The 13,989-nt window shown below is 70.6% G+C and carries 12 protein-coding genes; 7 read left to right on the forward strand and 5 right to left on the reverse strand.

Translation table 11 applies throughout. From position 1 onward, the window contains the following. The first annotated feature begins 58 nt into the window (after positions 1-58). The 4 genes from ACH34T_RS31225 to ACH34T_RS31240 all read left to right on the forward strand — a co-directional run bounded on the left by ACH34T_RS31225 (position 59) and on the right by ACH34T_RS31240 (position 4,016). Complete coding sequence (locus ACH34T_RS31225; RefSeq protein WP_396024525.1) at positions 59-1,540, forward strand: SseB family protein; 1,482 nt, start codon at positions 59-61, stop codon at positions 1,538-1,540. 250 nt (positions 1,541-1,790) lie between these two features. Further along, positions 1,791-2,543, forward strand: coding sequence for a LamB/YcsF family protein (locus tag ACH34T_RS31230; protein WP_396024526.1), 753 nt, complete (start codon positions 1,791-1,793; stop codon positions 2,541-2,543). After that, the gene (pxpB, locus tag ACH34T_RS31235; protein WP_396024527.1) at positions 2,540-3,154 is read left to right on the forward strand and encodes a 5-oxoprolinase subunit PxpB; all 615 of its coding nucleotides are present in this window, start codon (positions 2,540-2,542) and stop codon (positions 3,152-3,154) included. The genes ACH34T_RS31230 and pxpB overlap by 4 nt, the downstream gene beginning before the upstream one ends. A gap of 25 nt (positions 3,155-3,179) precedes the next feature. Further along, a complete protein-coding gene (locus ACH34T_RS31240; protein ID WP_396024569.1) occupies positions 3,180-4,016 on the forward strand; it encodes a biotin-dependent carboxyltransferase family protein in 837 nt (278 codons plus the stop codon). Here the strand turns inward: ACH34T_RS31240 and ACH34T_RS31245 are convergent. Both ACH34T_RS31245 and ACH34T_RS31250 read right to left on the reverse strand, forming a co-directional pair. After that, the gene (locus tag ACH34T_RS31245) at positions 4,013-5,113 is read right to left on the reverse strand and encodes a winged helix DNA-binding domain-containing protein (RefSeq protein WP_396024528.1); all 1,101 of its coding nucleotides are present in this window, start codon (positions 5,111-5,113) and stop codon (positions 4,013-4,015) included. The genes ACH34T_RS31240 and ACH34T_RS31245 overlap by 4 nt on opposite strands. 57 nt (positions 5,114-5,170) lie before the next feature. Beyond that, positions 5,171-7,771 carry an AAA family ATPase gene (locus ACH34T_RS31250; RefSeq protein WP_396024529.1) on the reverse strand — a complete coding sequence of 867 codons (2,601 nt, stop codon included), beginning with the start codon at positions 7,769-7,771 and terminating at the stop codon, positions 5,171-5,173. Between the two features lie 172 nt (positions 7,772-7,943). Here ACH34T_RS31250 and ACH34T_RS31255 point away from each other — a divergent pair, with 172 nt between their 5' ends. Together ACH34T_RS31255 and ACH34T_RS31260 are read left to right on the forward strand one after the other, a co-directional pair. Further along, positions 7,944-8,726: a ribonuclease HII gene (locus ACH34T_RS31255; RefSeq protein ID WP_396024530.1), complete on the forward strand. Its 783-nt coding sequence runs from the start codon at positions 7,944-7,946 to the stop codon at positions 8,724-8,726. Between the two features lie 73 nt (positions 8,727-8,799). Continuing rightward, entirely contained in the window at positions 8,800-9,432 is a 633-nt protein-coding gene (locus tag ACH34T_RS31260) for an endonuclease (RefSeq protein ID WP_396024531.1), read from the forward strand. A gap of 50 nt (positions 9,433-9,482) precedes the next feature. On the opposite strand, the gene ACH34T_RS31265 is transcribed toward ACH34T_RS31260, so the two are convergent. From ACH34T_RS31265 to ACH34T_RS31275, 3 genes are all read right to left on the reverse strand, one after another. Further along, positions 9,483-10,145, reverse strand: coding sequence for a nitroreductase family protein (locus ACH34T_RS31265; RefSeq protein ID WP_396024532.1), 663 nt, complete (start codon positions 10,143-10,145; stop codon positions 9,483-9,485). A gap of 82 nt (positions 10,146-10,227) precedes the next feature. Further along, positions 10,228-11,646, reverse strand: coding sequence for a TerD family protein (locus ACH34T_RS31270; RefSeq protein ID WP_396024533.1), 1,419 nt, complete (start codon positions 11,644-11,646; stop codon positions 10,228-10,230). Between the two features lie 177 nt (positions 11,647-11,823). Beyond that, on the reverse strand, positions 11,824-12,873 hold the full coding sequence (locus ACH34T_RS31275; protein ID WP_396024534.1) for a biotin/lipoate A/B protein ligase family protein: 1,050 nt from the start codon (positions 12,871-12,873) through the stop codon (positions 11,824-11,826). A 109-nt stretch (positions 12,874-12,982) separates the two neighbouring features. Here ACH34T_RS31275 and ACH34T_RS31280 point away from each other — a divergent pair, with 109 nt between their 5' ends. Further along, positions 12,983-13,951, forward strand: a complete 969-nt coding sequence (locus ACH34T_RS31280; protein WP_396024535.1) for a pirin family protein — start codon at positions 12,983-12,985, stop codon at positions 13,949-13,951. The last annotated feature ends 38 nt before the right edge of the window (positions 13,952-13,989 follow it).

Genomic DNA, 13,989 nt, shown 5'->3' on the forward strand with positions numbered 1-13,989 from the left:
TCTCGGGCATGGTCTCGCGGGGGCCCGGGGGGCCGGTCCCCGGTCGTAGGGAGTGATCTTGTTGGAGTGGTCCGAGTTCGCCCGGCGGCTGGGTCGTGAGCTCGCGGGTCTCGAACGGGACACCATCCTCATCGTGCGGGAGCGCGATGAGAGCCGGCACTACGTACAGGCCATGCGCGAGCCCGACCGGCTCTACGCGGAGGCCGTCAGCAACAACTTCCTCGAAGGCCCGCTGCTGCTCACGCTGGCCGACGAGGAGGTCATGAGCGACGCGGGCTGGCGCCCGCCCGCCGAGCCCGCACCACGCAACTGGTGGACCGAACTGCCGGAGTTCGGCACGCCCGGCGGGATGCAGTCGGTGACCGACGGCGACTTCTCGCGGCTGGCCGATGTCATGGTCACCGCCTTGCGCGACGTCCAGGGCATCCGGCGGCCGTCCGACCTCGTGTACGAGTCGTTCCACCGGCACGGCACCGGCCTGATCGAACTGAGCGATTTCGGTATCGACGTCGCTGATCCGTCGCGCGTGAACAAGCGCCGCGCTTCGTCCGGCCGTCCTTCCGGCGACCCGCTCGCCGAGGCGAGTCCGCTTCCGCCCAAGGCGCCGCCCACGGGGACCTCCATGGCGCCGGAGGGCCTACCCAGCGTGGACGCCGATCTGCTCGAACCGCGTCTTGCCGAGGCCAAGGCGAACGGCGACAACACCACGTACTTCAGGCTGCTGGCGAACGCCGATCTGGTGCTCCCTGCCACGGCGTCCGCGGTGGAGGACCCCGACCGCGCCGAGTTCCCCACGATCACGATCGGCAGCAGCACCTACGTCACGGTGTTCACCTCTCCGGGCGCCCTGGCCCGCACCGGCGACCGGCACCCGGGCCTCTACCGGCGCACCTCGTTCGCCCGGCTGGCGACCGGCTGGCCGGATCCCACCTGGCGGCTCGCGATCAACTGGGGCCTGCCGAGCGAGGTCCTCCTGGACTCGTCCGTCATCGCCCGCATGCACGGAGGCCCGGGCGCGGCGCCGTCCCTCGCGCCCGACGTCCCCAACCCGTACGGGAAGGTCGACCCCAACGCGCTCTCTGGGCCCAATCCCGTCGCCGGTGGCTCGATGCCGGCGGCCAACGGTTCGGTCCCTGCCGTCGACCGCGCGCACGACGAGTCCCACACCGCCATCGACCCGTACACCGCCGCCGATCTGCGCGCGGCGCTCGGGTCGGACACCACCGAACCGGAGAGCGCCGTCCGGGAGAACCTCGCACCCGAGGCCGTCGCGCCGAGGCCCGCGAAACCGAAGGCTGCCGAACCCGAACCCGCCGAGCCGGAACACGCCGCCGCGCTCCCTCTGGGCGCGCCGACGAACAGGAAGCCAGCCGCTTCGGCGCAGCGACCCGCGGGCGTTCCGATGCGGCCGCCCCATGGCACCCGCCTCTGGCGCTCGTCCGGTGAGGGCGACGAGACCCCTCTCGCGGTCTACGACGCCATCGGCGGAGTGTGGGCGCAGGCGAAGGCCGATGCCGTGCCCGCTCCGCGGGCCGACTGACGCCGAGCCCGGCGAGGCCCGGACGGGCTCCAGTCCGCCTGAGAGCCCCTCTCCGTCGCGGACTGGACCTGGGGCACCTTCCGGCGTTCCCGCGGACTCAGAGACGCTCACAGACCCCTGCGGCCCGCGCTCCCGCCGCCCGTGCCGCGGCCGCCCGAGACGGCCTCGGCCGGCGAGATCGCGGCCAGGAGGTGGAGGGCGTGCGCGGGGAGGCCGTCTGAAGCGCGGTGATCGGTGGTAGGTCTTGGACATGGCGGTCATCGACATCAACGCCGACCTCGGCGAGGGGTTCGGCATCTGGGAACTGGGCGACGACCTGGCGCTGCTGGACGTCATCACGAGCGCGAACGTGGCGTGCGGGTTCCACGCGGGCGATCCGCTGATCATGCGGCGGGTGTGCGCGGCGGCCGTCGAACGCGGGGTGACGATCGGGGCGCAGGTCTCGTACCGGGACCTGGCCGGTTTCGGCCGCCGCGAAATGGACGTCGCCCCACCGGAACTGACCGCCGAAGTCCTCTACCAGCTCGCCGCGCTGGACGGCATAGCGCGCGCGGAAGGCGGACGCGTGGCCTACGTCAAGCCGCACGGGGCGCTGTACAACCGGGTGGCGCGCGACCCTGTCCAGGCGCGCGCGGTGGCCGACGCGGTACGGGCATACGACCCTTCGCTTCCACTTCTGACACTGGCCGGTTCCGCGGTGCGCGACGTCGCCGAAGGGCTCACCGTCGTCGCCGAATGTTTCGCAGACCGGGCCTACACACCGTCCGGTCGGCTCGTGTCGCGTCGTGAACCGGGGGCCGTCGTCCACGACCGGGACACCGTCGTCCAGCGCGCCGTCAGGATGGCCGTAGAGGGAACCGTCATTTCTGTGGACGGCGACGCGGTCGCTCTGGACGCCCGTTCGATGTGCGTGCACGGCGACACTCCCGGCGCGGTGGATCTGGCCCGGTCGGTACGGTCGGCGTTGTCCGAGGCGGGGGTCGCGCTGGAGCCGTTCGCGTGAAGGTGCTGCGCGCCGGTGACGCGGCGGTGCTCGTGGAGACCGGCGATCTCGTGACCGCGCACCGCTTGGACGCGGCGCTGCGGGACGATCCGCTGCCGGGAGTCGTGGACGTCGTCCCAGGAGAGCAGACCGTTCTGCTGATCGCCGACCCGTCGGCCGATCTGGATCGTCTGGCGGCGCGTCTCTCGCAACTGCGGCTGCCGGAGGACGCCGCGAGCGACGTGGAGCCGGTGGAGATCCCCGTCGTCTACGACGGGGCCGACCTGGACGAGGTCGCCGCGCTCACGGGGCTGTCCCGGGGCGACGTCGTCCGCCGGCACTCCGCCGCCGCGTACACGGTCGCCTACCTCGGCTTCTCCCCCGGTTTCGGGTATCTGTCGGGCCTCGACCCGGCCCTGCACGTGGCGCGACGCTCGTCACCGCGGACCTCGGTGCCGGCGGGTTCGGTGGCGATCGCGGGGCCGTACGCGTCGGTGTACCCGTCCCGGTCACCGGGCGGCTGGCGGCTGCTCGGCCGGACCGGGCTGCGGCTGTGGGACGTGACGCGCGATCCTCCGTCGCTGCTCAGGCCGGGGACGCGCGTCCGCTTCGTGCCCGAGGAACCGTCGTGATCGAGGTCGTGCGTTGATCGAGATCGTGCGGGCCGGGCCGCTGGCGACCGTCCAGGACCTTGGGAGACCGGGCCGCGCCCACCTCGGCGTCCCGCGTTCCGGAGCCGCGGACGGGCGTGCTTTCCGCCTGGCCAACCGGCTCGTCGGCAACCCCGAGAGCGCGGCGGCCGTGGAACTCACACTCGGCGGGGCCGCGCTGCGTTTCCACCGGAACGCCTGGATCGCGGTCACCGGAGCGCCGCTGCCGCTCTGCGTCGATGGCCGCGCGTACGGGACGAATGCGCCCTGCCACGTCCCGGACGGTGGGCTGGTCGACTTCGGTACGCCGACGTCCGGGCTGCGCAGTTATCTCGCCGTGCGTGGTGGTGTCGTGGTCGACGAGGTTCTTGGGAGCCGTTCGACCGATCTCCTGTCGGGGCTCGGACCGGCACCCCTGTCGCCTGGGGACCGCATTCCGGTGGGTTCCGCTAAGGGATTCGGTGACATTGCCGTTGACGTCGCACCCGCACCGTCGTTGCCTGACACTCCAGTGCTGCGCATCCTGCCCGGCCCACGCGACGACTGGTTCGCAGAGGACGCGATGACCGCGCTCACGTCTTCGGCTTTCATCGTGTCGCCGGACAGCAACCGTGTGGGCGTGCGCCTGGAGGGGCCGCCGCTGACCCGCGTCCGCGAGGGCGAACTGGGCAGCGAGGGCGTGGTCACCGGTTCGCTTCAGGTGCCGCCCAGCGGAATGCCCATCATCTTCTTGGCCGACCATCCGACGACCGGCGGCTATCCGGTGATCGCGGTGCTCGCCTCGACCGACATCGCCGACGCCGCACAGCTGCGCCCTGGCCAACGTCTCCGTTTCCGCCTTTAGGCGCCCGCCTGTGCCCTGAGCAGCGTTTCCAGTCGGCCCAGTTCGGCCTTGAGGGGCGCGGCGGGAACGTCCTCGAACGTGGTCACGGCCACGGCGCCGTCCTTCGGCTCCCAGACGCCCGCAACGCGCCCCTCGTACAGGACGACAGGAGATATCCAACCGCCGGTGCGGCTCACTTCCTTGCGGCGCTCTGCAGGCACGAGGTAGAGCGCGCCCGTACCGGCGCCCAGGACGTACTGATCGAAGGCCCCGAGGAGCCGGACGGAAGTGCTCGGTTCGGTGTTCAGGAGTTCGTCGCGGTGCTCGTCCAAGACGTACATCTGCATGCCGTCCACCTCGACGGTGGAAAGCCCGTCCGCTGCCGCGGCGAACCAGGATTTGACGTCCTTCTTCCGGTTCAGCTTGCGCATCAGCCAGTTGTCGAACATGTCAGGGGTGGCGGGCCCGTGCGCGCCTAGGAAGGCGTGTATGGCCGTCCGGGCGGCGTCCTCCGCGGATGGCAGGCCCGTCCAGCCGGGCAGCCAACGCTCCGGCGACGTGAACGTCACACGGGTGCCTTGCGAAGGCCCGTGGCAGAGGACGCCCCACCAGGCCAGGGGTTTAAGGAGGGTGCCCCAGCCGGAGCCGAGCACTTCGGCGAGATGCCGTGAGCCGGTCCGTTCGACGACGGCCGTGGTGAGCTCTTCGCGCGTGAGGATCGCGCCGTCGCCAAGCGCTTCGGTGGCGGCTTCGGCGATCGCCTCCAGATCGGCGGGCGTGGCACCGAAATTCCTCTGCCAGACGGGTTTCTCCCAGTTGCGCACGGCGGCGCACAGGACGAGATAGGCGGCGGCCTCGTCCGTGGGCAGCAGATGCAGGGTTCCGCGCATGGCCCAGGTCTTGACGAGGGTTCGTTCGTCGAGGAGGGCCCGCTGCACCGCGCCCGGTTCAGGAGCCGTCTGCCGTACCGCCGCGGCCAATTCCGCAGCCGAGGCGACCTGCGCCTGCAGTCCCGCCAGCCGCCGCGCGATCTGCACCACCGACGCGTCACCGGCGCGTTCTATGAACTGCCGCCGCATCCGCCAGGCGAGCACCTGAGCCCAGGTCACCGAGGTCATGCCTCGATTACAGCGCACGCCCCCGACAGGGGCGGAACGGCACCCCCGCGCCTCCGGTCAGGCCAGGCGGTGGGTGAGTTCGGCGAACGCGTCGCGGACGTCCTCGGTGGTGAGGACCGTGAGGTCGTCGGCGGTGGCGGCGTCGCCGAGCCGCGCGGCACGCAGCGCCCTGCGTGCGGACGCCTTCTCGTACATGGAGCGGGCGAACCGGCCGTTGCCCAGTTCGTCGATCCGGCCCGACCCGCACGCGCGCTGGAAGACCAGGGCGAGGTCGTCGAGCGCGCGTTCCTCCCACTGGTCGCCGCCCTCCTCGGCGATGAGCTGGGCGATGCGGAGCAGTTCGTCCGGCCCGTAGGAGGGGAAGTCGACGCGGACGTCGAACCGTGAGGCCAGTCCCGGGTTGGACGACAGGAACCGGTCCATCTCGGCCTCGTATCCGGCGAGGATGATGACGACACGGTCACGGTCGTCCTCGGCGCGCTTGAGCAGGGTCTGCACCGCCTCAGCGCCGAACGCGTCCCCACTGGTGTAACCCGGGTTGCTCAGCGCGTACGCCTCGTCGACGAACAGCACACCGCCCAGAGCGGAGTCGACCACCTTGTTCGTCTTGAGCGCCGTCCCGCCCAGGTGTTCGCCGACGAGGTCCGCTCGCTGCGCTTCGACCACTTCGGGCCGGGCGAGGAGCCCGGACGCGGCGAAGATGCGGCCGAGCACGCGCGCGACGGTCGTCTTGCCGGTGCCGGGCGGGCCGGTGAAGACGAAGTGGCGAGTCGGCGGGCGGGTGACGAGGCCCTGCTCCTGGCGCATCCGGGCGACCTGGAGCTGGGCGGCGATCTCGCGGACCTGCCGTTTCACCGGTTCGAGCCCGATCATCGCATCGAGGGAGCCGAGGGCCTCGTCGAGCGTCGGCGTCTCGGCGTAGCCGCGGTAGCGTTCGGTGACCTCGGCGAACGCGGCCTCGACGTCCTCGGCGCGCAGGGTGACCAGGTCGTCGGCACTGGGGTTCGCGGGGGCCGCGGACGCGGACACGGCGTCGACTACGCGCACGTCCCGCGCGCGCGCCGCCGCCTCGGTCAGCGACCGCACGAACCGTCCGTTGCCCAGTTCGTCGACGATGCCGCGCCGTTCCACCTCCTCGAACCGTGTGGCGAGACGTCGCCGCGCCTCGTGGTCGAGCCGGTCCTCACGGAGGCCGGTGTGGTAGTCGGCGATCTGGAGCAGCTCGGCCGGACGGTACGACGGGAAATGCACGCGCGTGCCGAACCGTGAGGCCAGCCCCGGGTTGGAGTCCAGGAACTCGGCCATCTGCGCGTCGTATCCCGCGAGGATGATGACCAGGTTGTCGCGGTCGTCCTCCGCGCGCTTCAGGAGGGCCTGCACGGCTTCGTCACCGAACCGGTCCGGCTGCCCTTCGGCGGAGTTGACCAAGCTGTACGCCTCGTCGATGAACAGCACCCCGCCCAGGGCGGAGTCAACGAGCCGGTTGGTCTTCAGTGCCGTGGCTCCGAGGAACTCACCGACGAGGTCGGCGCGGTGCGCCTCGACCAGGGCGGGCTCTGGGAGCAGCCCAAAGGCGTAGAAGATTTTGGCCAGGACGCGCGCCACGGTGGTCTTGCCCGTCCCGGACGGCCCGACGAACACGAAATGCCGCATCGGCTTCTCTGTGGGGACCCCGGCGGCGGCCCGCATATGCGCGGCCTCGATGGAGGCGGCGATGGAGCGGACCTGGCGTTTGACCGGCTCAAGCCCGATCATGTCCTCCAGTTCGGCGAGCGCCTCGGCCACTGAGATCTCCGGTGCCTTCTCCTTGCGGGTCTCCACGGGGTTCACGCGATCCGCGGCGACGGCGCTGTCGGCGGCCTGCGCCGCGGCCCGCTGGTCGTGGCCCGCGATCACGGCCGCCGAAGCGGCGGTTTCTTCGTCGTTCGAGGCGCGCCGATCGGATCTGGTCGGCCGGCTCGGTCTGTCCGCCATGTCGGAGTCGGGCCAGTCCGGGCGTTCGCGCCTGTCGTTGTCGGGCGGGTTCTTGCGCTGCCCCGGAGGGGCGTCCGGCTTAGGGCCAGCCTGCTCCTGGACCCAGCCGGTCTCGTACGCTTCGGCGGGCACCGTCCGCCGTGCCTGATCCCAGCGGTAGGCGAGGAAGGCCAGGGCCGCGACCCAGCCGGGCGCCACGCTCGCCTCAGGAAACGGATGCGCGGCGGCGGCCGTCGCCACGCCCGCGACGCCCAGCGCAAGGAGCGCCGTCCGCCACGGGGTGTATCCGCGCAGCCTGAACGCGACGAACGCCACCGGTAGCGCGAGCAGGGCCAAGAGCAGTTCGGGCCTCAGATAGGACGGGTGCCCGTCGTCCGGGTAAAGGCTTGCCAAAGGCACCGACAGAGCCAGCCAGGCCAAGACAACCGTGACGACCGCCATGCCCGTGGGCGAACGCAAGGTCAGATGGACGACCACAAGCAGGATCACCGAGAACGCCACCGCCGCTAGGACGGGCCCTTCCACCACGACCGTGGCGGACACGACCAGGGCGACGAGCAACAGTCCACCCAGGAATCGCACGCCCGGGGTGACCTGGAAGTAGCGCCACCGAAGGCGCTCGAAAAGATCCCGTGCCGCGGCGTCCTTCGCCGGGCGGGAGCGAGACCTGCCGAACAAAGCCATCAGAAGCGAGTAAAGCGCAGGACCGCCCGGAACGGGACTCCCCGCGCCCGGTTCGTTGGCCGCCATCCACCGGCCTGGTACGGAACAGGCAAGACCTCGGTCCCAAGACCAGCACATTTGTACTGTCCGGAAGTACAGGTTCTGCTTCCGCAACCGCTGCGATGATGGGCGCATGCCGACCGACCCCACCGACGCTTTGCCCGGCCTGGATCCCGGCCCTGCCATCACCGAGGAGATCTCTCGTGTCGCAGGCTACGAGATAGAGGGCGAACTGCAGGCCGTGTCGTCCGGGAGCGGCCGCCCGCCCACGATCGCCGGAGTGGACGAAGTGGGACGCGGCGCGTGGGCAGGCCCGGTCGTGGTGTGCGCGGCGGTCACCGACCTGACGCCGCCGCCGGTCCTCCAAGGGCGCGGCAAGAGGACGATCAGCCTGACCGACTCCAAGCTCCTCACCGAAACCCACCGCGAGTCGTTCGCCGGAGTGCTGCCGGGCTGGCTCGTGGGCCACGCCATCGGCGCGTCCGGTCCCGAGGAGATCGACGAGGTCGGCATGACGGAGGCGCTGCGGCGCGCGGCCGTGCGTGCACTGGAGTCGCTTCCCGTCCAGCCCGACGTGGTCATCCTGGACGGCAAGCACGATTTCCTGAGCCGGCCCTGGCGGGTGCGCTGCGAAATCAAGGCCGACCAGAGGTCGGTCACCGTCGCGGCAGCCTCCGTCTTGGCGAAGGTGCACCGCGACCGGCTGATGGCGGAGCTCGACGGCGAATTCCCCGAATACGGGTTCGCGGACAGTGCGGGCTATCCGTCACCCGTCCACCAGAAGGCCCTTCAAGAGTCGGGACCGACGCCGCATCACCGGCTGTCGTGGTCCTACCTGGACGACCTTCCGCGCTGGCGGCATCTCAAGAAGCACCGTGACCCGCTCGCAGGGGAAGGGCAGCTCAGCCTTATGTGACCCTTGTGCGGCGTCCGCGCATGAGTCATCTCGGTCGACCCGGGTAGGCCCGCGTCGACAGGAGGTACATGCCATGGACACCGTCGTCAGAAAGCTGCTGCACGAGTCCGGCGAGACGTTCGCCGAAGAGGCCGGCATTCCCCTGAAGGACCAGCCGGCCGCGCTTTTCAAGCTGCTCGTCCTGGCCAACCTGCTGAGCGCCCGCATCTCGTCGGACATCGCCATGGCGGCGGCCCGCGAACTGTTCGAGGCGGGCGGCGGGACACCGCGTGGGATGAGCAAACTGACCTGGCAGGAGCGGGTCGACGCGCTCGGACGCGGCCACTACGTCCGCTACGACGAGAGCACCGCGTCCCGCCTCGGCGACACCGCCGAGATCGTCCAGGACAAGTACCAGGGCGATCTGCGGCGGCTCGCCATGGACGCCGGTCGCGACCCCGCGAAGGCGGCCGAGCTGCTCCAGGAGTTCCCCGGAATCGGCCCCACGGGGGTGGACATCTTCTGCCGCGAGGCCCAGTCCATCTGGCCCTGGCTGCGCCCCTACATCGACGGCCAGGTGAGGAAGGGCGCCGAACGGCTCGGCCTGCCCACGGACGCCGGCGAGCTCGCGTCCAAGGTGCCCGACAAGGACCTCGCGCGGCTCAGCGCCGCCCTGGTGCGCGTGGCCCGCGACAAGAAGCTGGCCGACGCCGTCAAGGCCGCGTGAGGCGCGCCTGGCGGACGGGGAAGGTCATAGCCGGACGTCACAGCCGGACATCACAGCCGGACGATGACCTCGTCGACCGGCTTGCGGGTGATGTCGGGCACCATCGCGTCGTCCGCCGGGTAGCCGACCGGGATCACCACGTACGCGCGTTCCTCCGGCGGACGGTCGCACACCTCGTTCAAGAACTTCATCGGGCTCGGCGTGTGCGTGAGGGTCGCCAGACCAGCCTGGTGCAACCCGGCCAGTAGAAACCCTACGGCGATACCCACCGACTCCTTCACGTAGTAAGGCCGCGGCGTCTCCGGGCCCTTGTGAACCTCGAAAACGATAATGACCGCCGGGGCGTCCTCCAGGAACGGCTTACGCCAATCGGTGCCCAACGGCGCCAACGCGTCGAGCCACTCCTGAGAGGCACGCCGCTCGTAGAACTCCCGCTCCTCCTGCTCTGCGGCCTCCCTGAGCCTTCGCTTGCGTTCGGGGTCGCTGACGACCACGAACCGCCACGGCTGAAGGTTGGCCCCACTGGGAGCGGTCGCGGCCGCACGGATCGCATGCTCGATGACGTCCGGCTGCACCTGACGGTGGGAGAAGTCACGCACGGTCCGGCGCAACGTCATCCTGTCGGCGAACGCTTGGACGCGCCCGACCGCCTCGTCCTCCGGAACGTCGAAACGGGGTGCGGGGACGACGGGGTACTGCCGCTCAGAGGTCATGCGACGTTCCTACCCTCGGCGTCCGGCCCGGGACAACCGGCAGCATCAGCCAACGTTCCGGGCCCGTCACCGGCAGAGGCGCTCAGTCCTTGCCGCGGGAGGCGACCCACTCCAGGTTCCAGCCGTACGCCTGGTCGACCGACATCTTCCCCCAGCGCGGACGGCCGGGAGGCGGCAGGATGAATCGGCCCTCCCGGTGGACGACCAGTTCCCCGTTCACGTTCTCGATGAGCGCGAGGACGGCGTCCCGGGACGCGTCGACGCAGTCGTTCATGCTCATGTCGATCTGCGGCGCGCCCACCGGGAACAGCGTGGCGATGGCGTCCAGGCCGCGGAAGTCGTCCGCGCCCTCGTAGATCTCGGCGAACACCAGGATCCGCTTGAAGTCGGCGGTGCGGTCGAGGTTGATGTGGAGGTTCTCACCCGTCTCGATCGCTCCGGTCCGGTCGTCCTTGTCGAGCTTGATGAACGGAGGACGATCCAGCGCACCCATGTCGCCGAGCGCGTGGATGATTCCCTTACGGCCGTCTTGGAGCTCCCAGAGGCAGCACAGGTCCAGGTCGAGGTCGACGCCGCGGCGGCGCTTGCCGAGCCGTCCCTTGGCGACGCCCTCCCGCGCGGTCCAGTTGAGGTTGACCCGCATGTGTCCGGATGTCGCACCGTGCTTCGTGAGCGACACCGACGGCGAGTTCTTGGTCAGCGAGACGGCCCCGCCCCCGCCCGGCTGGGGCTGCGCCTGCTGAGGCTGAGCGGGCTGCTGGGGAGGCGGCTGGTACTGGCCGCCCGGCGGAGGCGGGGGCGGAGGAGGCGGCGCGTACTGGCCCCCAGGCGGAGGCGGAGGCGGCGTGTACTGGCCGCCAGGAGGCGCGTACTGCCCGCCAGGGGGCACCGGAGGCGCCGCTTGCGGTTGCGGGGGCGCAGGAGGAGCCGGAGCGGCGGGAGGAGCCGGTGGCGGCGGCGGGGCGGCAGCCTGACCGGGCTCGTCCACCGAGATCCCGAAATCGGTCGCCAGACCGGCGAGCCCCGAATCGTAGCCCTGGCCGACGGCGCGGAACTTCCAGGCGCCCTGGCGCCGGTACAGCTCGCCCAACACGAACGCCGTCTCCGTAGTGGCGCCCTCGCTGTCGAACCGTGCGACCTCCGTTCCGGCCGCCGCGTCGACCACGCGCACGTACAGCCCCTGGAACTTGCCGAACGCGCCTCCGTCGGACGACGCCGCGACGACGATCCTGTCGATGGCGGGTTCTACACGGTCCAAATCGATCGACAGAACGTCCAGGACGGTCGGCCCCTGCTGCTTGCCGTCATGGCGGACCGCACCCGACTTGTGCGCCGGCTGGTTGTAGAAGACGAAGTCGTCGTCCGAACGCACCCGTCCCGTGTCGGCCAGCAGGAGCGCGGACGCATCCGCGTCGGGCACGCCCGGGCCGCTCTGCCAGCCGAGCTCGACCCGGACCGAGGGAACCGGCACCGCGGTGTTGGCGCCCTTCTGCAACGACATGAACGCTCCTCATCATCGATCGATGTCCCCAACCTACGGGCCGATGCGCGGCCTCGCGACCTGCAAATGAGGGACGCACGGAAACGGCACGGAGTTCCGGCCCGTAAACCGGCGGCGTTTCGGTGACCGGCTCGCTACGACACGCCTGGCCTTGCGGGGGGTGTGTGGCGGCAGGCGTCAGGGGACGCGGGCGGTCCACTCCGGCGTGCTGAACTTGTCCGTGACGTACTTGTGGGCGAGGCGCAACTCGTCCTCGCTCACGCGGTCACCGGTCAGGCCGTACCGGCTCCGGAAGTGCCCGATCATGCGGTCGATGATCTCCTCCCGGGGAAGGCCGGTCTGGCGGCGCAGCGGGTCGACGCGCTTGACCGCGCTGGCGATCCCCTTGTCGGAAAGCTTCTCCCGGCCGATCCGCAGCACCCGCAGCATCTTCTCCGCGTCGATGTCGTACGCCATGGTCACGTGGTGCAGCACCGCGCCCGCGGCGAGCCGCTTCTGCGCCGCACCCGCGATCTTGCCCTGGTCGGACGCGATGTCGTTCAGCGGCTGGTACCACGCCTTGATCCCGAGTCCGCCGAGCGCGCCGAGCACCCAGTCGTCCAGGAAGGCGTAGCTCTCCGCGAACGACATGCCCGCCACCAGCGTCTCCGGCGCGTACAGCGAATACGTGATCGTGTTGCCCGGCTCGATGAACATCGCGCCGCCGCCGCTGATGCGGCGGACCACGCCCACCCCGTGCCGGTCGGCCGCCTCGGCGTCGACCTCGTTGCGCAGCGACTGGAAACTGCCGATGACCACCGCGGGCGACGCCCATTCCCACACCCGCAGCGTCGGCGGACGCCGTCCCGCGCCGACCTCCTCTGCGAGGACCTGGTCCAGCGCCATGTGCAGGGCCGGTTCCTGCGGCGGCTCGTGAATCAGCCGCCAATCGTGGTCCCGCCAGTCCGAAGCCCGCGTAATGGCTCGCCGCACAGCGATTCCTACGGCCTCCGCGGTGATTCCCAGCATCACCGTGTCTCGTGGAAGACCCGCCTCCACACGCGCGCCGATCGCCTTTGCGTCGAGCCCGGCGGGGAGGCCGTCGAGGACGGCGTTGATGTCCTCTAGTGCCCTGTCCGGTTCCAGGAAGAAATCGCCGCTGATCCTCGGCTCGCGCAACAGCCCGTCCACGACGTCCACGTCGGCGACGACGAGCTTGCCACCTGGGACCTTGTACTCACCGTGCATCACATACAGTCGAACCCCGCCGCCCCCACCGCTGATTCCGTCGAACGGCCTCGCGGACGGGGCGTCCAGGCATCGTTACAGGTCGCGGGTTACGGGAAGGACGGCGCCGGTGAGCAATCTCGATGTCCGGCCGAAGCCGGTCGAGTGCGGTGGACGGGACGACGTGCCCGGCCATCCCGTGCATGAACATCTGCCCCCGAGGCGTGTTCCGCTCGGTGAGAGCACGTTCGTCCAGAGGCTCCTGCCCAGCCTGGGACGGCGGATGGTGGGCGCCTGGTGCTTCGTCGACCACTACGGACCGGACGACATCGCCGACGAGCCCGGCATGCAGGTTCCGCCGCATCCGCACATCGGGCTGCAGACGGTGAGCTGGCTGCACGAAGGCGAGGTACTGCACCGCGACAGCCTGGGCAGCCTCCAGACCGTCCGGCCCAGGGAACTCGGACTGATGACCGCCGGACGGGCCATCGCGCATTCGGAGGAATCGCCGCGGAACCATCCGGCGATCCTGCACGGGGCCCAACTGTGGGTCGCGCTACCGGACGCCCACCGGCACACCGACCCCGCGTTCGAGCACCACGCCGACCTGCCCGTCGTACGGGCCTCCGGGTTCGGCGCCACCGTGATCCTGGGCGAACTCGACGGAGCCGCCTCGCCCGGCACGGCCCACACTCCGATCGTCGGCGCGGACATCGCCTTGGCGGACGGGGCCGACGTGCGGGTGCCGGTCGAGCCCGACTTCGAGTACGCCGCACTCACGATGTCCGGCATGACGGAAATCGACGGGCAGCGCGTCGAGCCCGGCTCGATGCTGTACCTCGGATGCGGGCGCCGCGAACTGCCGCTGAGGGCGGCCGACGGCGGCAGCGGACTCGTCCTGCTGGGCGGCGAGCCGTTCGAGGAGAAACTCGTGATGTGGTGGAATTTCGTCGCCCGAACGGGTGAGGAGATCGCTCAGGCACGCCGTGATTGGATGGCGGGCGATCGCTTCGGCGTGGTGAACGGTTACGACGGCCCGCCAATCCCCGCGCCCACCATGCCCGCCACGCCATTGAAACCGCGAGGCCGCACCCGCTGAACGGCGTGTTCGAGAAACACGGCCTCCGCTCGTGGCGG

The sequence above is a fragment of the Actinomadura sp. 9N215 genome, assembly GCF_044326345.1.
Classification (GTDB): domain Bacteria; phylum Actinomycetota; class Actinomycetes; order Streptosporangiales; family Streptosporangiaceae; genus Spirillospora.

Excerpts from the sequence above, each read along its gene's own strand:
- ACH34T_RS31230 (WP_396024526.1), top strand. The coding sequence starts at position 1,791 with ATGGCGGTCATCGACATCAACGCCGACCTCGGCGAGGGGTTCGGCATC.
- ACH34T_RS31245 (WP_396024528.1), bottom strand. The coding sequence starts at position 5,113 with ATGACCTCGGTGACCTGGGCTCAGGTGCTCGCCTGGCGGATGCGGCGG.
- ACH34T_RS31250 (WP_396024529.1), bottom strand. The coding sequence starts at position 7,771 with ATGGCTTTGTTCGGCAGGTCTCGCTCCCGCCCGGCGAAGGACGCCGCG.
- ACH34T_RS31255 (WP_396024530.1), top strand. The coding sequence starts at position 7,944 with ATGCCGACCGACCCCACCGACGCTTTGCCCGGCCTGGATCCCGGCCCT.
- ACH34T_RS31260 (WP_396024531.1), top strand. The coding sequence starts at position 8,800 with ATGGACACCGTCGTCAGAAAGCTGCTGCACGAGTCCGGCGAGACGTTC.
- ACH34T_RS31265 (WP_396024532.1), bottom strand. The coding sequence starts at position 10,145 with ATGACCTCTGAGCGGCAGTACCCCGTCGTCCCCGCACCCCGTTTCGAC.
- ACH34T_RS31270 (WP_396024533.1), bottom strand. The coding sequence starts at position 11,646 with ATGTCGTTGCAGAAGGGCGCCAACACCGCGGTGCCGGTTCCCTCGGTC.
- ACH34T_RS31275 (WP_396024534.1), bottom strand. The coding sequence starts at position 12,873 with ATGCACGGTGAGTACAAGGTCCCAGGTGGCAAGCTCGTCGTCGCCGAC.